27 protein-coding genes are annotated in these 24907 nt (G+C 64.3%); 20 read left to right on the forward strand and 7 right to left on the reverse strand.

What is annotated here, in order from left to right:
- Positions 1-18: 18 nt before the first annotated feature.
- Positions 19-849: a DUF1266 domain-containing protein gene (locus QYR03_RS00545; protein WP_301712222.1), complete on the reverse strand. Its 831-nt coding sequence runs from the start codon at positions 847-849 to the stop codon at positions 19-21.
- A gap of 106 nt (positions 850-955) precedes the next feature.
- Between QYR03_RS00545 and QYR03_RS00550 the strand changes: the two genes are divergently transcribed.
- A complete protein-coding gene (locus tag QYR03_RS00550; protein WP_301712223.1) occupies positions 956-1471 on the forward strand; it encodes a hypothetical protein in 516 nt (171 codons plus the stop codon).
- On the forward strand, positions 1459-1728 hold the full coding sequence (locus tag QYR03_RS00555) for a hypothetical protein (RefSeq protein ID WP_259848773.1): 270 nt from the start codon (positions 1459-1461) through the stop codon (positions 1726-1728). Before QYR03_RS00550 ends, QYR03_RS00555 begins: the two co-directional genes overlap by 13 nt.
- Before the next feature lie 99 nt (positions 1729-1827).
- Here the strand turns inward: QYR03_RS00555 and QYR03_RS00560 are convergent, their stop codons facing one another.
- Entirely contained in the window at positions 1828-2004 is a 177-nt protein-coding gene (locus tag QYR03_RS00560) for a hypothetical protein (RefSeq protein ID WP_259848772.1), read from the reverse strand.
- Positions 2005-2034: 30 nt separating this feature from the next.
- On the opposite strand from QYR03_RS00560, the gene QYR03_RS00565 reads away from it, so the two are divergent.
- From QYR03_RS00565 to QYR03_RS00585, 5 genes are all read left to right on the forward strand, one after another.
- On the forward strand, positions 2035-2679 hold the full coding sequence (locus QYR03_RS00565; protein WP_301712224.1) for a YigZ family protein: 645 nt from the start codon (positions 2035-2037) through the stop codon (positions 2677-2679).
- Between the two features lie 10 nt (positions 2680-2689).
- The gene (locus QYR03_RS00570; RefSeq protein WP_259848769.1) at positions 2690-2926 is read left to right on the forward strand and encodes a hypothetical protein; all 237 of its coding nucleotides are present in this window, start codon (positions 2690-2692) and stop codon (positions 2924-2926) included.
- A 62-nt stretch (positions 2927-2988) separates the two neighbouring features.
- Positions 2989-3312 (forward strand): RNA-binding S4 domain-containing protein, encoded by a 324-nt coding sequence (locus tag QYR03_RS00575; protein ID WP_301978960.1) that lies wholly within the window; start codon positions 2989-2991, stop codon positions 3310-3312.
- Positions 3313-3376: 64 nt separating this feature from the next.
- Positions 3377-5743, forward strand: a complete 2367-nt coding sequence (locus QYR03_RS00580; RefSeq protein WP_301712226.1) for an MMPL family transporter — start codon at positions 3377-3379, stop codon at positions 5741-5743.
- 3 nt (positions 5744-5746) lie between these two features.
- Positions 5747-6334 carry a TetR/AcrR family transcriptional regulator gene (locus tag QYR03_RS00585; protein ID WP_301712227.1) on the forward strand — a complete coding sequence of 196 codons (588 nt, stop codon included), beginning with the start codon at positions 5747-5749 and terminating at the stop codon, positions 6332-6334.
- Between the two features lie 31 nt (positions 6335-6365).
- On the opposite strand, the gene treY is transcribed toward QYR03_RS00585, so the two are convergent.
- The 5 genes from treY to QYR03_RS00610 all read right to left on the reverse strand — a co-directional run bounded on the left by treY (position 6366) and on the right by QYR03_RS00610 (position 13810).
- Positions 6366-8864 carry a malto-oligosyltrehalose synthase gene (treY, locus tag QYR03_RS00590; protein WP_259848765.1) on the reverse strand — a complete coding sequence of 833 codons (2499 nt, stop codon included), beginning with the start codon at positions 8862-8864 and terminating at the stop codon, positions 6366-6368.
- Positions 8865-8929: 65 nt separating this feature from the next.
- Complete coding sequence (locus tag QYR03_RS00595; RefSeq protein ID WP_259848764.1) at positions 8930-9607, reverse strand: hypothetical protein; 678 nt, start codon at positions 9605-9607, stop codon at positions 8930-8932.
- 44 nt (positions 9608-9651) lie between these two features.
- Positions 9652-10971, reverse strand: a complete 1320-nt coding sequence (locus QYR03_RS00600) for an exonuclease domain-containing protein (protein ID WP_301712228.1) — start codon at positions 10969-10971, stop codon at positions 9652-9654.
- 7 nt (positions 10972-10978) lie between these two features.
- On the reverse strand, positions 10979-13237 hold the full coding sequence (glgX, locus tag QYR03_RS00605) for a glycogen debranching protein GlgX (RefSeq protein ID WP_301712229.1): 2259 nt from the start codon (positions 13235-13237) through the stop codon (positions 10979-10981).
- 45 nt (positions 13238-13282) lie between these two features.
- Positions 13283-13810 (reverse strand): TetR family transcriptional regulator, encoded by a 528-nt coding sequence (locus QYR03_RS00610; protein WP_301712230.1) that lies wholly within the window; start codon positions 13808-13810, stop codon positions 13283-13285.
- Positions 13811-14074: 264 nt separating this feature from the next.
- On the opposite strand from QYR03_RS00610, the gene QYR03_RS00615 reads away from it, so the two are divergent.
- The 13 genes from QYR03_RS00615 to QYR03_RS00675 all read left to right on the forward strand — a co-directional run bounded on the left by QYR03_RS00615 (position 14075) and on the right by QYR03_RS00675 (position 24838).
- On the forward strand, positions 14075-14800 hold the full coding sequence (locus QYR03_RS00615; protein WP_259848760.1) for a hypothetical protein: 726 nt from the start codon (positions 14075-14077) through the stop codon (positions 14798-14800).
- A complete protein-coding gene (locus QYR03_RS00620; protein ID WP_301712231.1) occupies positions 14791-15354 on the forward strand; it encodes a hypothetical protein in 564 nt (187 codons plus the stop codon). The genes QYR03_RS00615 and QYR03_RS00620 overlap by 10 nt, the downstream gene beginning before the upstream one ends.
- Entirely contained in the window at positions 15338-16684 is a 1347-nt protein-coding gene (hisD, locus tag QYR03_RS00625) for a histidinol dehydrogenase (RefSeq protein WP_301712232.1), read from the forward strand. The genes QYR03_RS00620 and hisD overlap by 17 nt, the downstream gene beginning before the upstream one ends.
- Positions 16684-17799, forward strand: coding sequence for a histidinol-phosphate transaminase (locus tag QYR03_RS00630; RefSeq protein WP_301712233.1), 1116 nt, complete (start codon positions 16684-16686; stop codon positions 17797-17799). Before hisD ends, QYR03_RS00630 begins: the two co-directional genes overlap by 1 nt.
- A gap of 2 nt (positions 17800-17801) precedes the next feature.
- The gene (gene hisB / locus QYR03_RS00635) at positions 17802-18404 is read left to right on the forward strand and encodes an imidazoleglycerol-phosphate dehydratase HisB (protein WP_301712234.1); all 603 of its coding nucleotides are present in this window, start codon (positions 17802-17804) and stop codon (positions 18402-18404) included.
- Between the two features lie 170 nt (positions 18405-18574).
- Entirely contained in the window at positions 18575-19807 is a 1233-nt protein-coding gene (locus QYR03_RS00640) for an MFS transporter (RefSeq protein WP_301712235.1), read from the forward strand.
- Between the two features lie 21 nt (positions 19808-19828).
- The gene (gene hisH / locus QYR03_RS00645; protein WP_301712236.1) at positions 19829-20467 is read left to right on the forward strand and encodes an imidazole glycerol phosphate synthase subunit HisH; all 639 of its coding nucleotides are present in this window, start codon (positions 19829-19831) and stop codon (positions 20465-20467) included.
- Positions 20468-20476: 9 nt separating this feature from the next.
- Positions 20477-21223, forward strand: coding sequence for a bifunctional 1-(5-phosphoribosyl)-5-((5-phosphoribosylamino)methylideneamino)imidazole-4-carboxamide isomerase/phosphoribosylanthranilate isomerase PriA (priA, locus tag QYR03_RS00650; protein ID WP_301712237.1), 747 nt, complete (start codon positions 20477-20479; stop codon positions 21221-21223).
- 6 nt (positions 21224-21229) lie between these two features.
- Positions 21230-22039, forward strand: coding sequence for an inositol monophosphatase family protein (locus QYR03_RS00655; RefSeq protein WP_259848752.1), 810 nt, complete (start codon positions 21230-21232; stop codon positions 22037-22039).
- Between the two features lie 7 nt (positions 22040-22046).
- Positions 22047-22823, forward strand: a complete 777-nt coding sequence (gene hisF / locus QYR03_RS00660) for an imidazole glycerol phosphate synthase subunit HisF (RefSeq protein WP_301712238.1) — start codon at positions 22047-22049, stop codon at positions 22821-22823.
- 23 nt (positions 22824-22846) lie between these two features.
- On the forward strand, positions 22847-23218 hold the full coding sequence (gene hisI, locus QYR03_RS00665) for a phosphoribosyl-AMP cyclohydrolase (RefSeq protein ID WP_259848915.1): 372 nt from the start codon (positions 22847-22849) through the stop codon (positions 23216-23218).
- The gene (locus QYR03_RS00670; RefSeq protein ID WP_301712239.1) at positions 23215-23925 is read left to right on the forward strand and encodes a TIGR02234 family membrane protein; all 711 of its coding nucleotides are present in this window, start codon (positions 23215-23217) and stop codon (positions 23923-23925) included. Before hisI ends, QYR03_RS00670 begins: the two co-directional genes overlap by 4 nt.
- Before the next feature lie 73 nt (positions 23926-23998).
- Positions 23999-24838, forward strand: a complete 840-nt coding sequence (locus tag QYR03_RS00675; RefSeq protein WP_301712240.1) for an indole-3-glycerol-phosphate synthase — start codon at positions 23999-24001, stop codon at positions 24836-24838.
- The last annotated feature ends 69 nt before the right edge of the window (positions 24839-24907 follow it).

Here is a 24907-nt window from a genome sequence, read left to right on the forward strand (position 1 = left end):
AAAGCGTGGGAGGCGTGGTTAAACGTGGAGCGGGAAGCGCCGCCAGGGAGAGTTCGGGTCGATCAATGCTTCCGTGAGAATGTGGTCGAACAACTGGAGTTCACCCTGCATGTCGTCTGCGTTGTCCCTAATGGTGTCGGCTGACCAAATGGCGCGACCCCACCAGAAGCTGGCCGCGGCGTCCGCCCAGGACCGGAAGTGCTTTTGCAGCTCGGCGACAGCGCGTGAGGCGTAGCTGGAGTACTCCTCAGGGGTGATGAGTCCGACGAGCACGGCCGTCGCGCCTGTCATTTCCACCCGCATGATGTCCCAGGCGCGGGTCGTTGCCGGAGCCGACGGCGCGTTGACGTTTGCGAACGAAGGGTGGGTGCGCACAGCTACCCAGTGGTCGAAGTCGGTCCAGAGCTGCTTCGGATCCAACCAGTTGGAAATAGCCAGGTGCTCCAGGAACATCTCCATCGTCCGGCGGCGCTCCGCAAAATCCTTCGAACGCCATTCCTGCGGCGCGAACTCACCCGTGAGCATTTCGGCTGTGTGCAGCACTGCATCAAGCGACGCGGTGTGCATGTCGCCGGCGATGAGCATCTCCATCATTTGGCGGGTTTCATCAGCCGAGGTGATGCCCCACCACTGCTCAAGCATGCGTTTGTATTGCACGCGATTTTTCTTTACAGGCAACGTGGGAGTGTCCACGGGCCGGTCGTGTCCCACCCGGTACGGCAGGGCGAAGACCGCCTCCAGCACCGTCTGACGGTCCGGCTGCGGGGTGCTCCATTCCCACAGGTCAACTGCCATATCTTCGGCCTTGGCGCGGGGGCGTTCGAACCGTGCGGCGGTGATGGCGGTCATCAGGGGATTCCTTCCTCACAAGCAGACTCGGATCTCAGTTTTAGCAAATACTATTGCTTAGATTCTGAGACGAATTTGGCGCAATACGCATGATAACCTGCCTCACGTGGTCAATGAGAACGAGTTTGTGCGTAAAGCGTTAGAGCGCTGTGGCGACACCCAGATCGCACCGGCCGTCGTGAACGATGTCATGCAGGTGCTTGGGCCTGGAGAGGAAATCCTGGAGGTGGCACTCACGAGTGCTCCCGGGTTCACGTCAGCATGCGTGTGCACGACTTCGCGCCTGTTTCTTGGCACTGCGCCCGGCCAGGTGACAGTGATCGACCACGCCTGGCTCACCGGCTTCTGTGGTCGCCCGTACGGGCCCGCAGAAGAGCTCACACTCACACTCAAGGCCGTGGACGGGGAAGTGAACTGGATTGGATTCAACCGCACTGGACTGATGCGTATCTTGCACGCCCTCGATTTCGCGATGCAGAGCCCGGCACCGGAAGCAACCATTCCAGAACTGTTCAACAAGTGGATCGATATCCAACAGGAAGCGAACAACGTTGAGATGACTCCCGAGCAGTTCGAACTTAACGTCCGCGAAGCGATAGGAGAGCGCAAGTGGCTGACATAAACACCTACCCGGAGCCGAGCGCCAACTTCTCTGGCGACGCGCTTCTACCCGATCCGCCATCGAACCGGCCCCAGCCCAACTACGGGCCGAAAGTTGCGCCCCCGGCGCAGAATGCTCATAATGGCGGCCCTTACGGCGAGGACTACGATTTCTGGCAACAGGGCCTGTCCCCGGTGAAGCTCTCCGTTCAGACGCAGCTCATTCTGGCCGCCGTGATCGTGACCATTATCGTGACTCTCGCAGTGATCTTCGTTTAAGGATCTTTGCGGTGATTAGCTGTCCCACCGGGCGGACCCGAGGTGGTGACTGACCAGGAGGGCGGATACGGGCCTGCCCTCTTCGGCAGTGTCGCGCTCCTAGCGCAGCTCTGCGCAGTGTTCGCCGATTTTCCTGAGCTGGGTTAGGGTCTGTGCGCGGTTGACATAGTCGATGGAGCGGCGGCGATCGGGGTCGCCGGCGATCATGCCGCTGGCAGGGCCCTCCGCCACGATCTTCGTGTCGTGCGCGTGAGGGGCCCATACATCGAACTTCATGTGTTCCGCCCTAAGTAATATGGTGCGGCGATGGTGACAACGTATTCATTGCCTGTTTCGGGTGAGCCGACGGTGAACGAGATCGAGATCAAACGCTCCCGCTTCATCACCTGGATCGCGCGTGCCGAATCGGAGGAGGAAGCGCGGGAGGTCATCGCGCGTGCCCGCCATGAATTCCCCGATGCGCGCCACCACTGTTCCGCGTTCATCGTGCATGTCGACGGTGCGGTGCCGATCGAGCGCTCGAGCGACGACGGTGAGCCCGCCGGGACCGCGGGTAAACCAATGCTCGACGTGCTCCGCGGCTCCGGCCTCGAATCGGCGGTGGCCGTGGTGATCCGCTATTTCGGCGGTGTGAAACTCGGTGCCGGCGGCCTCGTTCACGCCTATTCCGAATCTGTCAGCGCTGCCGTGGAGCAGGTACCCCGTGCGGAGAAATCGTTGCGGGAGCTGGTCGACGTCGACCTCCCGCACGCCGACGCTGGGCGCATCGAGGCGGAATTGCGCACCCACGGCATCGATGTTGTCGACGTGGCTTACGGTGCCCAGGTCCGCTACACCTTCGCTCTTATTCCGGGGAGCAGGGAAGAGTTCGATGCGCTGCTCGCCGCGGTAACACAAGGTTCCGCCGCCGCACGCGAGGCGGGAACAATGTGGGTCGAACGGCCCCGCTAGACTATTGGCCATGACTCTCGCGCCTCGCCCGAATAACCCCATTGAAGCCCGCAAGCAGGCTGTGCGGCGCTACTCCCGCAACGGCGTCGCCTGTGTCGGCGGCGGTGTTCTCGGTGGTGTGGCACTCGGCCTGATCTTTTCCTCCTTCTGGTTCTGGTTCTCCCTCGGCATGGTCGTCGCTGTGGCGGGCGGGCTGTACAACTACAGCAAGGTGAAGAAGATCGTCAACCACCAAGACGTCCAATAGTGGCCGGCGCTGAACCCGAAGGGAGCCCCGTCCGCATCGATGTCTGGGTGTGGGCTGTCCGCATGTACAAGACTCGTTCTGAGGCAGCCAACGCGGTCCGCGCCGGGCACGTCAAGCTCAACGGGGCCGCGGTGAAGCCGTCGGCGCAGGTTGTTCCCGGCGACCGCGTCAAGGCGTGGAAGGACTACCGCGACATCGAATACGAAGTGGTGCAGACCCTGCGCAAACGCGCCGGGGCTCCGGTGGCCCGGCAGTGCTACATCGACCATTCGCCGCCACCGCCGCCGAAGGAGTACTTCTACTCGATGCCCAAGCGCGACCGCGGTGCCGGGCGCCCCACCAAGAAGGAGCGCCGCGAGATCGACCGCTTGCTCGGGCGGCGTTGATTCGCGGAGGCGACGCGAACTTTCAAATTGCACGGATTGTGCAAAGTTGCATAGACTCTGCAACATGTCACAGTTTTTGTATCGCCTAGGTAGTTGGTCCTACCGGAAAATCTGGCCATTTCTCGCCGTATGGCTCATCCTTCTCGCGGGGCTCGGTTTCGGAGCCGCGAATTTCGCGAAATCTCCGAGTCCCACATTCAGCATGCCCGACATGGATTCCACCGTCACTCAGAAGGAAATGAACGAGCGCTTCGGCACTGACGAGGACGCCACGACCATTCCGTCGGGCACCATCGTCGTCCAAGCCCCCGAAGGCTCGACACTCGCCGATCCTGATGTGTCGGAACAGGTCGACGAGATGATTGGGGACTTGAAGGCCACCGGCGCTCTGCGCGATGCCGAGGGCGCCGAGGGCATGGTCAACCCAGTCCTCGCCGCCGGCGGTATGGCGAAGCAGATGGGCGAGGCGAAGGCCGCCCAGGGAATTCCGCAGGATCAGATCGACGCAGACCTCGCCGCTCTTTCCCCGCTCAGCTCCGACCAGCGCACAGGCACGATCTCTATCACGTTCAACGAAGCGAACGTGATGGAGATTCCTGATGAGAATCTCGAGGAAGTCAAGGGCATCCTCGACCGTTACGATGCTTCGGACCTCACCGTCAAGTACAACGGCAACGCCTTTTCCGGCGCCGGCGAAATGGACGGGACATCTGAGCTGATCGGTATGGCAGTTGCTGCGATTGTCTTGCTGGTGACCTTCGGTTCTCTCGTCGCCGCCGGTCTGCCACTGATTGCGGCGGTGATCGGAGTCGGTGTCGGTCTCCTCGGAGTGCGTCTTGGCACCTTGCTCACCGACTCGATTTCGGATATGACCCCGATGCTCGCCTCCATGATCGGCCTCGCCGTGGGCATCGACTACTCCCTGTTCATCGTCGCCCGGTTCCGCAACGAACTGATCGCCTCGTCCGGCTTGAACGATCTCTCACCGAAAGAGCTCGCCCGGGAATTGAGGAAGATGGACAAGGACACCCGTGCCCACGCAATGGGAATGGCGCTCGGCACGGCCGGCGGATCGGTCGTGTTCGCCGGAACCACGGTGCTGATCGCGCTGGCTGCGCTGTCGATTATCCGCATCCCGTTCTTGACCACAATGGCGCTCGCCGCCGCAGGCACAGTCTTCATCGCTGTCCTTGTGGCGCTGACGTTCTTGCCGTCGTTGCTCGGCCTGCTGGGGACCCGGGCTTTCGCGATCCGCATTCCGGGGCCGAAGGTCCCGGATCCTGAGGACGAGAAACCGACGATGGGCCTGCTGTGGGCACGCCAGATTCGCGCCCGGCCCTGGTTGAACCTGATCGCGGGCGTGCTGCTGCTGGGGATTCTCGCGATTCCCGCCGGCAATCTGCGTCTGGCTATGCCGACCGACGGCACGGCGAAACTCGGTTCGCCGCAGCGCGACGCATACGAAATGGTCGACGAGGCGTTCGGCCCGGGCCGTAATGCCCCGATGGTCGCGTACGTGGACACAGCGAACGTGGCCGAGCAGGACCGCATGGGCGCCTACCAGGACATCCTGCAGAAGTTCTCCGGCACCGAGGGCGTGGTCAACGCCCAGATCGTCCAGACCACCGACAATATGGACGCGGCTCAGGTCCTAATCACTCCGGACTCCGGAGCCACCGACGAGGCCACCACCGCGACTTTGGAGAGGCTGCGCGACCTCAAGCAGCCCTTCGAGGACAGCACCGGTGCGACCTTCGGCATCACTGGCATCACGCCGATCTTCGACGACATCTCGGAGAAGCTCTCGGACGTGCTCGTACCGTATATCGCCATCGTGCTCGGGTTGGCGTTCATCGTCCTGGTCCTTGTCTTCCGCTCCATCTGGGTGCCGCTCATCGCGGCGCTCGGATTCGGGTTGTCGATGGCGGCGACTTTCGGCGTCACCGTCGCAATTTTCCAGGAAGGCAAGTTCGGCCTGATCGAGGATCCTCAACCGCTGCTGTCGTTCTTGCCCATCATGCTCATCGGCCTGACCTTCGGCTTGGCGATGGACTACCAGGTCTTCTTGGTGACACGCATGCGGGAAGGCTTCGTGTCCCGGAACAAGACGGCCGGAAACGCAGTGTCCAACGGCTTCAAGCACGGGGCGCGTGTCGTCACCGCTGCGGCATTGATCATGATCTCCGTCTTCGCCGCATTCATGCTTATCGACGAGCCGTTCATCAAGGCGATGGGCTTCGCCCTCGCGGCAGGCGTTTTGATCGATGCCTTCGTCGTGCGCATGACGTTGATTCCCGCCACCATGTTCCTGCTCGGCGACCGCGCCTGGAAGATCCCGGCGTGGTTGGACAAAGCTCTGCCCAACTTGGACATTGAGGGCGAGAAGCTTCACCGTGAGCAGGCCGCGGATAAGGCTCCCGTTACGGTGTAGTCCATGAACATGCGCGAAGAGAAGAAGGCGGCGACTCGTCTCGCGATTTCAGAGTCCGCGGCGACATTGCTCCTCGAGGACGGGATGAGCGCACTCACTGTCGCCCGTGTGTCCGAACGGGCGGGTGTGTCGCCGCGCACCTTCCACAACTATTTCGCGGACATCGATGAAGCCCTCCTCGAATTCGTGGGCAAGGTGTTCCGCGCCATCGCCGAGCAAATCGACGCGCTCCCACCTGAGTTCTCGGCGGTGGAAGCGCTCGAGACGATCGTGCTCGACTCCATCGATGAGGAAGGATCAGGACTCTATTCCGCTTCGACGCTGATTTTCCTGGTCGAACAGGCCCGTTTGGGATCGTCTCGGCCGCCCGCGAAGGAAGCCGTCAAGAATCTCACGGATCCGCTCGTCGAAAGTATCCGCAGGCGTTTTCCCGGAGCAACACGGTTCGATGCCGAGGTTCTCCTCACCGCCTTGGGCACCGCGGGTGCTACCGCTGTGGACGCATACCGGGCGCTGCCTGAACCGAGGGAGGCTTCTGAAGGGCGCGCGTTGGTGCGCCGTGCTTTCGAATTGCTGCGCGAGGCGCACTAGCGCTCGCGCCTACTCTGGACCTCCGGTCGCTCTAGTTCTCCGTGTGCTCGGCGACGAGTAGCGCCGTCGGCAACACGTCGAGCACATCCAGAACCGGCACGGTGCCGGTAAAGGTCGTGCCGGTGAGCCGGTCGGTCCACGTGCCCTCCGGCAGTGTGACGGTGGTCTCGCCCCAACCGCCGCGATCTTCCAATGCCAGAGGGCGGCGGGTGGCCAGCGCCACGACATCGAGACCGGAGATGCCGCGGGCCATGCCGACAAGATGGCTGGCGGCCTCCCCGACACCGAAGACTGCCTGGTATTCGCCCTGCAGGAAGATATCGGGGTGCTGGCGGCGCAGATAAACACCCTCATGCACGACGGCTTGCTTCGCGCGGTCGGCGAGGGAGACCAAGTGCGGGTAGAGGCCGGGGAGTGCTTCCTCGCGCGCAGCGTCGCGCGCGGAGCACAGTTCCCGGTGAATGTGGCCGGACAGCGCCCTTTCTTTGAACTGCCCAAGTGTCTGTGTGCGGTTGACGTAGTCGACGAAGCGGCGGTTATCCGGGTCCACCAGGGAGAGATCGAAAAACTCTTGCCCCTGGTAGGTATCCGGGATGCCCGGTCCGATCAGCTGCAGCACCTTGCGGCCCAAGGATAGTTGCACGGCGCCTCGGTGGATCTCGCCGACGAAATCGTCGATGATGCCGGTGGCGGGGCCATCGATAAGCGCGTCGACCCAATCCACGATGGCTGTTTCGAAACGCTCGTCGTTGTCGAACCAGGAGGTGCGCAGGCCTGCCTCACGCACGGCTTTGACGGCGTAGTCCCTGAGCCGTTCACGGACGCTGTCCATGCTGTCGCCGCCGTCGGTGGGCCACACACCGATCACGTTCTGGAGGAGGAAGTGCGCCGTCGCGTCGTCCGGAGCGGGCACTAAAGCGTGGACTTGGTGCGCCACTTCCGCGAAGTCTTTGTGGCGTTCCGTGATCTCGATGATGCGGGCACGGGTGTCTTCACTGCGCTTGGTGTCGTGCGTGGTCAACGTGGTCATCGCGTGCGGCCACAGCATGGAGCGCTCCTGCTGTAGCAGGTGGAATTCCGCGGCGGAGACCCCGAAGCGGCCCGGTGCGCCGCCCACTTCCTGGAGGGCGACGAGACGGCCGGCCCGGTAAAAGAGGGTGTCCTCCACTCCCTTGGCCATCACTGCGCCGCATACCTGGGCGAAACGGACCTTCGCCTCGCCGTTAGCCAAGAAAGCGGCGGAGATGAGGTCGAGTGCCGCCCGCCGGGACGGGAAGCGCCGCACCATGTCGGCCACGATGGTGGAGGTGAGGCGGGACAGGGAGATGTAGTCCGCGCGGTAAACCGGAATGGCCGCGACCATGTCGATGACGGTGCGCTCGAGGTCCTCGTCGGAGACATCGGCGCCTGCGGTGGAGAAATTATCGCGGCGGATGGCGCGGGTCAGTCGGCGGATCTCCGCGGCGAGCTCGGACTGGGCGACGTCCCGCTTGAGCTCGTGCTCCGCGGCCGTGATGGCAGCTTCATCCCACGTGGAGCCGGACTGCTGGAGGGAGAGCATGCTCAGCGAGTCCTCTGCTTCGCGGAAGACGAAGATGCCGTCGAGCTCGCGCAACGCGTCGTAGCCGGTCGTGCCGTCGACGGCGAGGCGCGGGTCGAGCGGTTCAGTGACACCGAGAATCTTCTCGGCCACCAGCCACCGGTCTTCGCCGATCAGGTCGCGCAGGCGGTTGAGGTACGTGAACGGGTCAGCCAACCCATCCGGGTGGTCGACGCGCACCCCGTCGATCAGATCTTCCGCGATGAGCTGCCGCAGTGTGCGGTGCGTGTGCTCGAAAATCAGCGGGTCTTCTTGGCGGATTCCGGCCAAGCCGTTAACGGAGAAGAAGCGGCGGTAGGAGATCACTCCGTCGCGCCAGTACATCAGGCGGTAGCTTTGACGGTCGTACACCTCGCGCGGGTCGTCGTCGAGGCTGTCGAAGGAACCCGGGGCTAGAGGGAAGTAGTTGTCGAAGTAGGCGAGCACCGGCTCGTCGATCTCGTCGAGATGCGTCAGCGTGAACTTGTCCTCGTCGCCCGGCTGCCCGAGCACCGGCAGGCCGAGTTTTCCGCCGGCGCCGTTGTCCTCGTGCCAGTCGATGTCGAAGTAGCTCTCGAATTCGGATTCGCGCCCGTTCTTCAGCACGTCCCACCACCATTTATTCAGCTGCGGGGTTTCCACGCCGAGGTGGTTCGGCACGATATCCAGGATGAGTCCCAGCCCCGCCTCGTGCGCTGTGGCGGCCAGGTGGCGCAGCCCCTCGATACCGCCGAGCTCCGGATTGACCACGGTCGGGTCCGTCACGTCGTAGTTGTGGTTGGACTCCGGGTAGGAGGTGAAGATCGGGGACAGGTAGAGGTGGGAGACTCCCAGTTCTTTCAGATACGGGACGAGGTCTGCGGCGTCCGCGAAACCGAAACTGCGCCCCGCCGGGTCTGCTTTCGATCCCCTCAATTGCAGGCGGTACGTCGATGTGATCGGGCGGAACATGTGCGGGCACTCCTTATCGTCGCCACTGGTACACCCTCACACCCTAGTGAGACGCAAGTGAGCTTTCACCGGTCTTTGACTTTCTGTGCTTTTGAGCGCTGGTGCGGCACAGATGGGCTGACGGGGAAGCCCAAGGAGTACGTCATCACCGCCGCGTCCGGGAAGATCAGACGGACATCCGCCGCGTGTGCGTCGAAGACGAAGAGCTCCTCGTGATCGCGGCTGAAAAACACAAGGCCTTTGGCCGGGGAGAGGATTTCCGTGAAATGGGCGTGAAGCACCTTGAACGTCCGCGGGTGAGCCAGCCAGGCAGCCGCGGGATGCGAGGTTCCCTGCACCTCGAGGCCGCGCGGCGCGATGTCGCCCAACGCGAAAGAGGCGTTGCGCACGGTGAATTCAATCTGACCGATCTGCGTGCGCAGGAGGGTGTCCGCCGCGGTGTCCCACGCCTGCTGGGTGCTGAGCTCCATACGTCCCAGGTCAATCGGTGTGAGCAAGCGCCCGTCCGGAGACTTCAGCACGGCCACGTGGTCCCGGGAGAGGGAGATGTAGGCCGGTGACGTGGAGGTGCCCGGGCTAGCCCAGTTCTTCGCTTTCACAGTCAGGGAACGTGGTGCCGGGATCGCGTGCAGGGATGCCACCGGCCCCGGGGCGGTGAGCTTCGGGGACGGTGCGGGCGTGGAATCGGGGATTGGAGCGTGGATAGCGGTGCCAGCGGGCGCGGGATGCAGAGCAGTCTTCATGAATACTTAGACTGCGTCCGTGCCCAGAAGGTTCCGTCCAACGCCTAAAACGGCGGCTCCTCATCCAGTCCGAGAATGCCGAGCAGCTTCTCCGCCGGCCAGATCTCGATGTCCTGGCCCTTGTCCATCAGCTCGCGGGCGCGCTTCTCCTTCGACGTCATGCTCGCCCATTCCCCCACGACGAGGATCGTCGTTTTCTTTGTGACGTTCTTGCCCACCTGGCCACCGCGGGCGGCGATACCGTCCCACAGCTGTCCCTTGTCGAAGGGCTCGAACTCGCCGGTGAGGGTGACATTCTGCTCGTAGAGCGGCGAATCCGGATCGGCGTCGACTGCCGGTTCCGGAATGGTGTCCGGGGTGGCCACCGACTGCCAGGGCGCCGGACCGCGTTTCGACGCGCCGTCGTTGGCGGTGTCTTTACTGTCGGCGGTGGCAGCGACCTGCAGCGCAGTCTGGGCGCCGGAGAGGTCCTTGAGAACAGGAGTGACACGCCCCTGTCCGACCGAGCCCATCGCGAAGCCGGTGGAGTGCACGTACTCGGCCACCGTTCCGGTGTGCTCAGCGCGGCGTGCCAGTGCCACCATCACGCCAGCGCACGCCTCGGCGTCCGCGCAGGCATCATGGTGGTTCTCCAGCGACACCCCGAAGTGCTCGGCCACGGTAGGTAGACGGTGGTTGGCCACGCCGAGATCCGCCGCGCGCGACTGGGCCAGTGTGCACGCGAACGTGATCTCCGGTGCCGGCTGACCCGACTCGAGCGCCGCGTAACGCAGCGCGGAGGCGTCGAAATATGCGTTGTGAGCGACGACTGGGAGGTCACCGACGAACTCCTTGAACCGCCCGACCAGCTCGCCGACTCTCGGCTCGTCAGCGACCGCGTCGGCCGTGATGCCGTGAAATTCCACGTTGAAATCGTCGAAGTGGTCGTGTCCCTCAGGCGGCCGGCACAGCCACGATGCCCGCTCGGTGATCTCCCCGTCGATGACGCGCACCAGGCCCATCTGGCAGACCGAACCCCAGAACTGGTTCGCCGTCTCCACGTCGAAGGCGACGAAACTGAATGCGGGGATGCCGTCGGTACTGATCTTCTTGCCTGACCGTGCGGCCTCAACGATGGTCCGCAGCTGTTCCGGGCCTTTCTCATCGCCCGGTGCAAACCGGATGGCTCTTTCGCCGCCGTCGGCGGCGACCACGACGCGTGCCCCATCCCAGTCGTCGCCGGGCAGCACGTTCACCTCCGTGACGTCCCCCAGCGTGATGACCGTGGGCTCCGAGCTGCCGGTCAACGCCGCTTCGAGTGGATCGGGGTGAATCTCCAGTGCGGTCTCGGTGACCAGAACCCTGGCTCCGTGAGCACTAATCATCTACGTTCTACGCCTCCGCTTCCTTCGCTGCGCCGCCCTGGGGTGTATCGTCGTGCGCCGCTTCACTCTGCGTTTCCGTGTCGGCCGTTTCAGCGGTGTCGTCGAAAATCGGCGGTTCGATCTGGCGCAGCACAATCGTGGAGCGTGCGGGCACATTCTTGGTGCCGTCAGCCGCGATCTCCTCGGTCTCGGCCGGGTGCCCCAACGGCTCGGTGGTGTCGATGAGAACCTCCCACTTCGCGCCGAGGTTCTTCGGCGGCAGGGTGAATTCGATGTCTTCGTGGAAAGCGTTGAACATCAGCAGGAATGAGTCATCCGTGACCTGCTGGCCGCGGGAATCAGGCTCCGCGATCTGGCTGCCGTTGACATAGGCTTGCAATGCCTTGCCGAAGGCGAAGTCCCAGTCGTCCTGCGTCATCATCTTGCCGTCCGGGGTCAGCCACGCGACATCGCGGTCCTGGGCGTCCGTGCCCAGCGGGCCGCCAGCCAAGAAGCGGCGGCGGCGGAACACCGGGTGGTTCTTACGGATCGCGATCAGCCGGCGGGTGAAATCGTGGAGATCGTCGCCCACCTCCAGGCGGTCCCAGTTCATCCAGGATGTTTCGTTGTCCTGGCAGTAAACGTTGTTGTTTCCGCCCTGCGTGCGGGCGAACTCGTCGCCGTGCGCGATCATCGGGGTGCCCAGGGACAGCAGCAGTGTGGTCAGGAAGTTGCGGCGCTGCTGCGCACGCAGAGTCTGGACCTCCGGGTCATCAGTCGGTCCCTCCACACCGCAATTCCAGGAGCGGTTGTGGCTCTCGCCGTCGCGGCCGTCCTCCTGGTTTGCTTCATTGTGTTTCTCGTTGTAACTGACCAGGTCGTTGAGGGTGAACCCGTCGTGCGCGGTGATGAAGTTGATGGACGCCGTGGGACGGCGGCCGTTGTGGTTGTACAGGTCTGACGAACCCGTCAGGCGGGAGGCGAACTCACCCAGCGTGGCAGGTTCGCCGCGCCAGAAGTCGCGAACGGTGTCGCGGTACTTGCCGTTCCACTCGCTCCACAGCGGCGGGAAATTACCCACCTGGTAGCCGTTCTCGCCCACATCCCACGGCTCGGCGATGAGTTTGACCTGGGAGACGACCGGGTCCTGCTGCACGAGGTCGAAGAAGGTGGCCAGGCGGTCCACGTCGGAGAACTCGCGGGCCAAGGTGGAAGCCAGGTCGAAACGGAATCCGTCCACGCGCATCTCAGAGACCCAGTAGCGCAGGGAATCCATGATCAGCTGCAGGGAGTGCGGGTCGCGGACATTGAGCGAGTTTCCGGTACCGGTGTAGTCCATGTAGTGGAACCGGTTGTCGTCGACAAGCCGGTAGTACGCCTCGTTGTCGATACCGCGGAAAGCGATGGTCGGGCCCAGGTGGTTGCCCTCGGCCGTGTGGTTGTACACCACGTCGAGGATGACCTCCATGCCCGCCTCGTGGTAGGCGCGGACCATGCCCTTGAACTCGGCGACGGCATCGCCCGGTTTCTTGCTCGCCGCGTAATCCTGGTGCGGGGCGAAGAACCCGAAGGTGTTGTAGCCCCAGTAGTTGCGCAGACCCAGATCGCGCAGGCGATCATCCTGCAGGAACTGGTGGACCGGCATGAGCTCCACCGAGGTCACGCCGAGATCCTGCAGGTAGGAAATGACGCTCGGGTGCGCCAGTCCTGCGTAGGTGCCGCGGAGCTCGTCCGGGACATCCGGGTGCAGCTGCGTCATGCCCTTGACATGCAGCTCGTAAATGATCGCGTCGTTCTCCGGGATGCGCGGAGCGCGGTCGTCGCCCCAATCGAAGAACGGATTGATCACCACCGACTTCATCGTGTGCCCGAGAGAGTCCTCTTCATTGCGGCCGGTACCCGGCTCCTCGGCGTGGATGTCATAGGAAAAGAGCGACGAATGCCCGTCGAACTCGCCGTCAAAAGCGCGCGCGTACGGGTCGACCAGCAGTTTGGAGGGGTCGCAGCGCTTGCCGTTCGCCGGGTCCCACGGTCCGTGGACGCGGTAGCCGTAGCGCTGGCCCGGCAGAACGCCTGGAAGGTAGGCGTGCCAGACGTGGTTGTCCACCTCTTCGAGGTTCACGCGGATCTCATTTTCTTCGCGGTCGATCAGGCAGAGTTCCACTTTCTCGGCGACATTGGAGAAAATGGCGAAGTTGGTGCCGGCACCGTCGTAAGTGGATCCCAGAGGGTAGGAGGATCCAGGCCACACCTGGATGGTCTGCTCGTGCGCACTCGGATTTGTCATGAGACCCGATGTTAATAGATAACGGGGTCAGCGACCTGCCTAGCGTCAGCCCGCGCGCAGCCCGGCGAGAAGGAGGTCCACTGCCTCATCCACAGCCTCGGCGGAACCGTGCGGAATATTCGTTTCACCTGCTGTTAATTGCTGCAACTGTGCTCCGGCCTGGTGCATGTTCGCCGCCCCTAACGTGAGATACAGAAGCCCGGCTGCCGCCGCGTCAGAGGCGTTCCCGTCGAACGCGGCACGAAGGCCGGACATGAGGTCGGGGAAGACAGGAGAGTCTGGTTGGGCGGCGGCGGTGGAGACCACGTCGGCGCCGTCGGTGTGCGCGAGCAAGGCTCTGCGGAGAGCGGAGCAGAAAGCTTTCGGGCCGTCGTGCCTCACAGCCAGGACGGGAGCGATGATTTCTTCGGCCATCGCCGCGATGAGCGCCTGCTTGCTGTCGATGTGCCAGTACAAGGCACCGGGAGCGACACCCAGGGAACCCGCGACCCGGCGCATGGACACATCGGCGAGGCCGTAGGCGCCCAGGATCTCAACGGCGGCGCGCGCGATGACCGGGCGGGACAACTGCATGGCTAAAAAGGGTACACCCAGCTCCCCGGCTTTTTCACAGCGAGTTCATGGCATGTTCAACGTCCTGGAATTGATGGCCGCGTCAAGGGGATTGTTATGATTTGATGTGCACTGAAAGCAGCACAAAGTAATTTGCGTTATCAAAGATGTTCCTGCGTCACTCGTCACTCGGCGCGGTGGCTTAGTGCCTGAGCATCACGTGGCCCAGATTGTCGTTTTCAAAGAGGGCTCTGGATAACGGAACAGTTGGAGGAGACTTCTTTTATGACGTTGACCATCGCTTCGAAGAAGGCGATTGCGGCAGTGGCACTCGTGGCACCTTTGACACTCGCTGCCTGCGGTTCCAACGAGGAAGAGAACACTGCATCGGGGCTGGCTACGGAAACCAACGTGGTCACTGTCGCACCTGATGCAGGCAAGGCTTCCGACGAGAAGAAGGACGACAAGGACAAAAAGGACGAGGCGGCCAAGAAGGACCAGAAATCCGCGGACCAGGCCAACCCGGATGATCCGCAGGCCCAGGGTGTGCCGAACGAGGGTGCGGCCGGCGTGGTCAACCCGTTCGAGGACGGCACTCTGCCCACCGCCGAGGTCAAGCCGGTCGAGGGCGGCCAGGCGGCCAGCGAGGCCGACATCAAGGCCATGACCGACACCATGAACAAGATCTACAACCCGAAGGATCTCGTTTCTTGGTCCCGCGTGATCATGGACAACTCCTGCAAGAAGGTTGTGGATCAGACCAACCAGGAGCTCGCCAGCCAGGGAACCTCCCTGGACCAGACGGAGCGCGAGATGCAGCAGGCTATCGACGCAGCTAAGGCCGCAGGTCGCCCGATTCCGCCGGTTCCGCAGACGCAGGCGCAGCTTAGCGACGTCCGCGTGAACGGCGATACCGCCTCCGCCAATGTGACCGTAAACTCCAACGGTCAGACCGAGTCTGGTGTCCAGCGCTTCCAGCGTGAGGGCAAGCAGTGGAAGGTGTGCAACTAAGCAGGTCCCCGCGTTCTACCCGGCCGTTCGGCTGGGGCGCGGGGATTGTTGCGCTTGGAGGCAGCGTCGGCGCGGTCGCCGGTGCTTTATGGGGACTGACCCGGCCCGGCTACACCGCCACGGTTGAAGGCGGCGCCGCACGAATCGATCCGGCGGCGAACCCGGAGAACGTCGAGTTCATTTCGTTCGCCGGTTTCACCGGGCTCACGGCACTGCTCGGACTCTTCATCGGGCTGACCGCATTCGCCACTGCAGTAAGGCGCGCCAACGCTTGGCGCATGCTTTTCGCGGTGGCGGTCGCCGCTTTTTCCAGCTGGACCCTTTATGTTCTCGGCACTTGGTCGGCCGACATGCTCAACGGCGTGCCCGACCCCCACGATTTGAAAGAAGGGGAGACGCTCACCTTCGTCCCTCTCCTGCGGCCGGGGGCAGCGTGGCTGGCGGGACCGTTCGTGGCGGCGCTGGCGTACTGGCTCGGACTCGCAGTTTCTCCGGGACTTGGCCCGGGAGACTCTGGCGGCGCATATGATGAGCGCCATGCTGAAAGTCACTGATCTTCGCGGCCGCACACCTTCGACTTCGGAGCTGCGGCGGATTCTGCCCCGCGGCGGCATGGATGTCGCGTCGGTGGTCCCCACCGTCACTCCGATTATCGAGGACGTGAAGCATCACGGCGCATCTGCGGCGCTGGATTACGGCGAGAAATTCGATTCTGTCCGTCCCGGTTCTGTCCGAGTTCCCAATGAGGTCATTTCCCGCTGTGCGGAGGAGCTCGACGAGGATCTGCGCAGCGCGCTGGAGGAGGCGATCACGCGCATCCGCGCTGTCCACTCGGAACAGAAGCCGGGGGAGCACACCACGGAGCTCGCTCCCGGTGCGGCGGTCACGGAAGTCTTCCTCCCGGTTGAGCGCGTGGGGCTCTATGTCCCCGGCGGGAAGGCGGTTTATCCGTCGTCGGTGCTCATGAACGCCATTCCGGCGCAGGAAGCAGGTGCCTCCAGCCTCGTCGTGTGCAGCCCGCCCCAGGCGGAGAACGGCGGCTGGCCGCACCCGACGATTCTCGCTGCGTGCGCGATGCTCGGCGTCGACGAAGTCTGGGCTGTCGGCGGTGCCCAGGCCGTGGGGCTCATGGCGTACGGCGACGACGCCGCGGGGCTCGAACCGGTCGACATGGTCACAGGCCCGGGGAATGTCTTCGTGGCGGCGGCGAAGCGCGTGGTCAACGGCATCGTGGGCATCGACGCGGAAGCAGGCCCATCCGAAATCGCGGTGCTCGCGGACGGCACCGCCGATCCCGTCCTCGTTGCTGTGGACCTGATTTCCCAGGCCGAGCACGACGAGAATGCTGCTTCGGTCCTGATCACGGATTCAGCGGAGCTCGCCTCGGCAGTGGACAAGGAGATCGACATTCGTGCCGCTGCCACCCTGAACGCCGAGCGCGCGGGCACAGCCCTCGGCGGGGACCAGTCCGGCATCGTGCTGGTGGACGACCTGGAAGCAGGTATCGCTGTGGCCAACGCGTACGCCGCCGAGCACCTGGAAATCCACACCCGCGACGCCGCCGGCACCGCCCGTCGGATCACTCATGCAGGTGCGATCTTCGTCGGCCCGTTCTCCCCGGTTCCGCTGGGGGACTACATCGCGGGCTCCAACCACGTCCTTCCCACCTCAGGCACGGCGCGTTTCACCCCGGGTCTGTCCACCCACACTTTCCTGCGGCCGGTGAACATCATCGAATATGACGAACCGGCGCTGGCTGAGGTCGGTCCCCGCATCATCACTCTCGCCACCGACGAGCAGCTGCCCGCCCACGGCGAAGCGATCAAAGCGCGCACCGCCAACGCGGCAGACGCGGATACACCAGGGAATAACGAGGAGAATTAATGACTGACCAGCCCCAACCGTCCTTGTCCGATCTTCCGCTGCGCGAGGAGCTGCGCGGCAAATCCCCGTACGGGGCGCCGCAGTTGAGCGTGCCGGTGGCGCTGAACACGAACGAGAACCCGTACCCGCCCTCGGAGGAGCTGATCGGCGATCTGGTCGAGGAAGTCCGGCGTGTGGCAACCGGCCTGAACCGCTACCCGGAGCGCGACGCGGTGGAGCTCCGCGACGACCTCGCCGCCTATGTCTCCCGGCAGACCGGCGTGGCCGTCACCCGCGACCAGGTGTGGGCAGCCAACGGCTCCAACGAGGTGCTGCAGCAGCTCCTCCAGGCATTCGGTGGCCCGGGGCGCTCGGCGATGGGCTTCGTGCCGAGCTATTCCATGCACCCGATCTTGTCCTCTGGCACGCAGACCGAATTCATCGGTGTCCCGCGCGGGGTGGATTTCCGCATCGACATGGACGCGGCCCTCTCTGCGATCGAAGAGAGGAAGCCCGATGTCGTCTTCATCACCACCCCGAACAACCCGACCGGCGATGTCACCGAACTCGCGGACATCGAGCGCATCATCCAGGCCGCCCCCGGAATCGTCATCGTGGACGAGGCCTATGCGGAGTTCTCGCCGAGTCCGTCCGCAGTGGGACTGCTGGACGCGTACGCCGACAAGCTCGTCGTCTCGCGCACCATGTCCAAGGCATTCGATTTCGCCGGTGGACGTCTCGGCTATTTCGTCGCCGCCCCCGCCTTCATCGAGGCGGTCATGCTGGTGCGGTTGCCGTACCACCTTTCTGTCCTGTCCCAGGCCGCCGCGCGGGTGGCGCTGCGGCACGCGGAGGAGACGCTGTGCAACGTCGATAAGCTCGCTTCCGAGCGCGAAAGGGTGCAGGCGGTGCTCCTTGAGCTCGGGTACAAAGTCGTGCCCAGCGAATCGAATTTCCTGTTCTTCGGCGACTTCGAGGACGCGCACGCCGCCTGGCAGAAATTCCTCGACCGCGGTGTGCTCATCCGCGATGTCGGCGTGGGTGGACATTTGCGTGTCACAATCGGGTTAGATGAAGAAAACGACGCGTTCCTCGCCGCAGCCGAAGCTGTGCGCGGCGAAGAGGAAGGGAACTAACCATGGCTGACCGGATCGGCACCGCGACCCGCACCACCAGCGAGTCTGACATCACCGTGGAGATCAACCTCGACGGCACCGGAAACGTCGAGGTGGACACGGGCCTTCCGTTTTTCGACCACATGCTCACCGCATTCGGCACCCACGGCAGTTTCGACCTGAAGGTCGCGGCCAAGGGCGACACTTACATCGACGCGCACCACACCGTCGAGGACACGGCGATCACGCTCGGCTGGGCGCTCATGGATGCGGTGGGGGACAAGATGGGCATCCGCCGCTTCGGCTCCATGTCCCTGCCGATGGACGAAACGCTCGTCGAAGCCGTCGTGGACATCTCCAACCGCCCGTACTTCATCATGAATGGTGAGCCGGAGAACATGGAATGGCAGATCATCGGCGGCCACTACGCCACGGTCATCAACCGCCACTTCTTCGAGACCTTGGCGTACAACGCGCGAATCACCCTCCACGTCAACGTCCGCTACGGCCGCGACCCGCACCACATCACGGAAGCCGAGTACAAGGCCGTCGCGCGCGCCTTGCGTCAGGCTTACGAAATCGACCCGCGTGTGAAAGGCGTACCCTCTACCAAGGGCGCGCTTTAAAAACGCGCTTATCGACGTCAGCGTTATCCGGCCCGCCGGACAACGCTGATTTTTCGGGCTGTTTCCAGCTGTGATTGTTCGCTGCTGGTGTGGCCTGATTTTTCTTGTTGGAACCGTCCGGTTCCTTTTTTGTTTGTGCAGTCGATGTGAGTTCTAGGAGGGTTTTCACCGTGGGTTCCCCGCAAGGGACTGGTCAGTCCAGCTCCGCGGCCGAGGTCAACTCGGTCTGGGAGGCATCTGGCTTCATTCCGACATTGGTGGCTGTTGCCGCCGCTTTCGGTTCGTGGGCGCTGTTGCTGCCGGTCGTTCCGGTGGCTGTGCTGGATGCGGGCGGTTCCCACGCGCTGGCGGGTGCGTCGACAGGCGTGTTCATGGCGGCGACGGTGCTCACGCAGGTGTTCATGCCTCGGCTTTTGCGCCGTTTCAGCTACCGCTCCGCGATTGCGTTCTCGGCGGTGCTGCTCGGTGTCCCGGCGTTGGCGTTCATCTGGAACATGGACCCGGCGGTTGTGCTCGGAGTGAGTGTGCTGCGTGGTGTCGGCTTCGGTGCCATGACGGTCGCCGAAGCGGCCATCATCGCAGAGCTCGTGCCGCGCAAGTTCCTCGGCAAAGCCTCGGGTGTCTTCGGCGCCTCGAGTGGGTCAGCCCAGATGGTCGCCCTGCCGTTGGGGTTGTTTGTCGCCGAGCGTTTCGGCTATGGCCCCGTCTGGGTCATCGCCTTGGTGGTCGCAGCGATCGGTGGCTTGGCCTGTGCGGGAATCCCGCCACTGAAGGGCGCCCAACCCGATGCCGTGACCAGCGGCGCCGTGTCAGCCCCGACCTGGAAGCTCGTGCTCGTGCCGACTCTGGCCTTGGCCATCGCGGCGATGGCGTACAGCCTGATCGCCAATTTCCTGCCGGACGCCATCCGCGGGGTCGGCATCACCTCCGGCACTGCGCTCGGCGGTCTGATCCTGGCCGTGATCAACCTCGCCGTCATGTCGGCGCGCATCTTCACCGGAGTCATCGCCGACCGCCGCGGCGAGCCCGGCACACTGATGATTCCGTTCCAGGTCGCGGCCGCCATCGGCATGTTCGGCTTCGCCGCCTGCCTGGCCGCCGGCGCCCACCCGGTGTGGCTGGTCGTCTCCGCTATCTTCTTCGGCGCCGGCTTCGGTGCGGTGCAGAACGAGTCTCTGCTCAGCATGTTCTACCGCCTGCCTCAGTCCAAGGTCAGCCACGCTTCCGCCGTGTGGAACGTCGGCTTCGACGGCGGCCAAGGCGTCGGTTCTTTCTTGTTCGGCGGCATGATCGCCGGTCTCGGTGCCGCGGGCGCTTTCGCCGCCTCCGGTGCGGTGGTCATCGCCGGCATCGTCATGACCACAGCCGATTGGGCGGTGGGGCGGCGTCGCCTGCGCCGCTAGCCAGCGCTAAACTTCCGTGGCATGAGCAACGTGGTGGCCCTACTGGATTACGGTGCCGGCAATCTCCGTTCGGCGCAGCGCGCACTCGAGCATGTCGGTGCAGACGTGGTGGTGACGCGGGATCCGATGATCGCCGTGGAGGCCGATGGCCTGGTGGTGCCAGGGGTCGGCGCGTACGACGCCTGCATGCGCGGGCTGCGCGCGGTCTCCGGGCCGCGCCTGATCGGGCAGCGCCTGGCGGGCGACCGGCCGGTACTGGGCATCTGCGTCGGACTGCAGGTCATGTTCGATAAGGGCGTCGAGCACGGCATTGAGTCGGAAGGCTGCGGGGAGTGGCCGGGGGTCGTCGATAAGCTCGATGCCCCTGTTCTCCCGCACATGGGCTGGAACACCGTCGATGTGGCGGACGGATCCGAGATGTTCGCCGGACTGGATGCTGACACGCGGTTCTACTTCGTCCACTCCTATGGCGTGCAGAGCTGGGAGATGGAGGCGGACGACTTCATCGCCGCGCCGAAGGTGTCCTGGTCCACGCACGGTAACTCGCGCTTTGTCGCGGCGGTGGAGAACGGGCCGTTGTGGGCCACGCAATTCCACCCGGAGAAATCCGGTGACGCCGGGTTGACGTTATTGCGGAACTGGGTAGGTCATCTCCATTAGACTGCGGATATGAGTTTCACTGTTCTGCCCGCAGTAGACGTCGTCGACGGCCAGGCTGTCCGCCTTGACCAGGGGGAAGCCGGCACGGAGAAGAATTACGGTTCGCCGCTCCAGGCGGCGCTGCAGTGGCAGGAAGCTGGCGCGCAGTGGCTGCACTTCGTCGACCTGGACGCGGCTTTTGGGCGCGGCTCGAACCATGAAATGATGGCGCAGATCACCCGTGAGTTGTCCATCAACGTCGAGCTCACCGGCGGCATCCGCGACGACGCCTCGCTGGATCGCGCGCTGGCGACAGGGGCGAAGCGCGTGAACATTGGTACGGCGGCTTTGGAGGACCCGGATTGGGCGGCGGAGGCCATCGCGAAGCACGGCGAGGCGATCGCTGTCGACATCGCGGTGCGCGAGGAGGACGGTCAGTGGCGCACCAAGGGCCGTGGCTGGACCTCCGATGGTGGGGACCTGTGGGAGGTCCTTGAATTCTTCGATTCCGCCGGGTGCGCGCGCTTCGTGGTCACGGATGTGAGCAAGGACGGCACCCTGGCCGGACCGAATCTGGATCTGTTGCGCGAGGTCTCCGCCGCCACCGACGCGGCCGTCACGGCATCGGGCGGCGTGTCCTCGCTTTCCGATATTGCCGAGATCGCGCGCTTCGCTGACGAAGGAATCGACAGCGTCATCGTGGGGAAGGCGCTGTATGAGAAGCGCTTCACGCTGCGCGAGGCCCTGGAGACTGCAGCCGCCCCGGGAGACGAGTAAGCGGCGATGCAACCGGACGAGTTGAACAGGTTCCTCGCAGTCGCCGAGGAGGCCGCGGATATCGCGCACCGGCAGTTTGTCGAGGGCATCGGTGCGGCACCGGCGATGTACAAGGGGGCCAACGACTTCGCAACAGAAGTCGACCTGCAGATTGAGGCCTCTCTACGTGCGCACCTCACCGAATCCACCGGCATACCTGTTCTCGGTGAGGAAAAGGGCGGCCGGAATTCCGGGGAAGCCTTGTGGGTCGTCGACCCGATCGACGGCACCGCGAATTTCTCCTCCGGAAACCCGAATTGCGCTGTGCTGATCTCTCTCGTGGTCGACGGCCAGCCGGTCGTGTCCGTCACGGACGTTCCCATGCTGAACATGCGCCTGACCGCTGTCGAGGGTTCGTGCGTCACGCTCAACGGAACGCAGCTTCCGCGTCTCGACGAAGCGGCGCCGGTGAGCAACCAAGTCGGTGTCGGAACAGTGGGCACCGACGACACGAGCCGAGTGCCGCCGGACAGCCGGCTGAAGCTGATCAAGGCGCTGGAGTACTCCAACATGCGCCCGCGGATCAGCGGTTCGGTGGGGTTGGACCTGGCCTTCGTCGCGCAGGGCATTTACGAGGCTGCGGTGAGCTTTTCGCCCTTCCCCTGGGATAACGCCTCCGGTGTGCTGTTGGCGCGCTGCGCCGGTGCCGTCGTCACGGATGTGGACGGCGAGCCGTGGGCGTTGGGGTCCCTCGGAGTCATTGCGGGGTCCGCCGATGTGCATGCGTCGGTCCTGCGTACCATGAAGTCCATTCAGCGCGAAGCCGGAAGGAAGTGATGGGGCAGTGGCCGTAGCAACCAGGGTCATTCCGTGCCTGGACGTGGACAACGGCAGAGTGGTCAAGGGTGTCAATTTTGAGAATCTCCGCGATGCTGGCGACCCCGTGGAGCTGGCGAAGCACTACGGCGAGCAGGGCGCCGACGAGCTGACGTTCTTGGACGTGACAGCCTCCAAGCAGGGGCGCGGCACGATGCTCGACGTCGTGCGCCGCACCGCCGACCAGGTCTTCATCCCGCTCACCGTGGGAGGCGGCGTGCGCACCGAGGAGGATGTGCGCGAGCTGCTGCGCGCCGGCGCGGACAAGGTTTCTGTCAACACTGCTGCGATCGCGCGGCCGGAGTTGCTCCGGGAGCTTTCGCAGATCTTCGGCGCACAGTGCATCGTGCTGTCCGTCGATGCCCGCCGCGTGCCCGAAGGGGGCACACCGCAGCCGTCCGGTTTCGAGGTGACCACCCACGGCGGCACCCGCTCGGCTGAGCTCGACGCTGTGGAGTGGGCGAAGACGGGCGAGAAGCTCGGGGTGGGGGAGATCCTTCTCAATTCCATGGACGGCGACGGCACGAAGGAAGGCTTCGACATCGAGCTCATCGAGCGCGTGCGCGAGGCGGTGTCGATTCCGGTGATCGCGTCCGGCGGCGCAGGAACGGCCGAGCATTTCCCGCCCGCGGTGAAGGCCGGCGCGGATGCTGTGCTCGCAGCGTCGATCTTCCACTTCCGCGAAGTGGGCATTGGCGAGGTCAAGCAGGCGCTTGCCGACGCCGGCTGCGAGGTGAGCCTCTAGTGAGCACCGGAAACAACGAACCTCTGCGTCCCGAGGACGCGCAGCTCGATAGCGCGGTCCGGGATCGCATCCGCTTCAACGACGCGGGTCTCGTGCCCGCCGTCGTGCAGGCGGCCGGCACCGGCGAAGTGCTCATGATGGCGTGGATGGATGAACATGCGCTGGCCTACACCCTGGCCACGCGCCGGGGCACCTATTTCTCCCGTTCGCGCGCCGAGTACTGGGTGAAAGGTCTCACGAGCGGCAATACCCAGCGGGTCACCGAGGTGCGCCTCGACTGCGACGGCGACACGGTGCTCGTGAAAGTCGAGCAGCGTGGAGGGGCCTGCCACACCGGCGATCGCACTTGCTTCGACAACGACCTGCTGCTGGCTCCGCAGGAAGGACAGCGATGACAGGGACGGCGTCACAGACCGAAACAGAGACGCGCACCAGCAAGCGCACCTCGCGCCTCGGTGCACTGCTGATGGGTGCCGGTGCGCTGGTGCTGTGGTTGGCATCGCGCGCGAGATGGATGACGGTGAGCTACACCGACGACCGGACCGGCAGCGGTGAGGTGGCCGTCAACGGTGCGACGTGGTCGACGGAGGTCACCGCTGTGGTCCTGCTGCTGCTCGCCGCCACGATCGCGGGCTTGGCGCTGCGGCGTTGGGGGCGCCGCATCGTCGGTGCTGTGGGCGCTGTCGCCTCCGCCGCGGTCCTCATCCCGCCGGTGATGCTGTTGGTCGGGTCCCCGGATCCAGCGCGCGCCAAAGCTCTGCTCACGCTCGGCGGGGAGGAGACCACGATCGGAAGCACTGAGGGGCAGGCGGCGATCCCGGAGTGGGCGGATATCTCCGGCATCGATGTCTCTGTGCTCGGTCCGGCGGGTGCAGTGCTGGGAGCGCTCGTCGCCTTAGCGGGCGGCCTGATCTTGGCTGTGCGTCCCGGCCGCGACACCGCGACAGTGAATAAATACGAGAAGGCATCGCAGCGCCGCGAGAAGATTGAGCAGGACCTGGCTTCCGAGCCGGATTCCGGCCGTGTGCTGTGGGATGCCATCGACGCGGACATGGATCCGACAGATACCGCGGATCGTTCTTCACAAAAGGACTCGAATTGACCTCCCAGTTCGATCTGGCCCCGAAACGCCGGTTGATTTCGTGGACAGGACTTTAGCGGATAACCTCATATGCATGACCGCGGTGCAGGGGAAACGGCAGCTGGTCACCGACGCGACACTCAATCCCGTTGTCGCGGGGGTGCTGGCGGACGTCGCCGCGCGTGAAGCGAATATCCCTTTCAAGGAGATCAAGGCCCGCTCGCGCAACATGCCCGACACGAGGGACGTGCGCGCCGCCCTCCTCGGTCCAGGTTGCGGGGTGATCGTGGAGATCAAACGCACCTCGCCCGTCTTCGGCCCGACGGGGGTGATCGACTCGATGGCGCAGCTCGCCACGGAAATCGAGGCGGGAGGTGCCGCGCTGATTGCGTGCCAGACGGAACGCCTGCGTTTCGACGGCTCTCTTGAGGACATGGAGAAGGCGCGCACGGCCACCAGTCTTCCGATGGTGTGCCGCGATGTGATCGTCGACCCTTATCAGATTCACGAGGCCCGCTGCTACGGCGCCGACATGGTGCCGTTGCAGGTGGGCCTTTTGGAGCAGGCGCGCCTTGAAAGCCTGCTCGACCGCGTGGAATCCCTCGGCATGGTCGGCATGGCGGAGGTGCGTACCGTGGAGGAGGCGGACCGTGCGCTGCGCGCGGGCGCATCGGTGATCGGCGTTAACTCGTGGACATTCGACACCAACGACTTGAACCGCGAGGCTTTCGGGGAAATCGAACCCGGCCTGCCGGAAAGTGTTCTGCGCATCAGTCTCGGCGGCGTGCGCAACGCCCGCGACCTGATCTCCGCCGCCTCCATCGGGGCGGATGCCGTGCTCGCCGGTGAAGCCGTGATGACGAGCACGAATGTCACTGCGGCCACCCGCCGCCTGGTCGCCGCGGGCCAGCACCCGGCCTGCCCGTCGCGTTAACTGCCCCACCGCGCAGGTCTCGACGGGGCCGCAGGCTTTCCGCGTGCGCTGTCGCCAACGACGGGCTGT

Source organism: Corynebacterium sp. P4-C1 (assembly GCF_030503595.1).
GTDB lineage: Bacteria > Actinomycetota > Actinomycetes > Mycobacteriales > Mycobacteriaceae > Corynebacterium.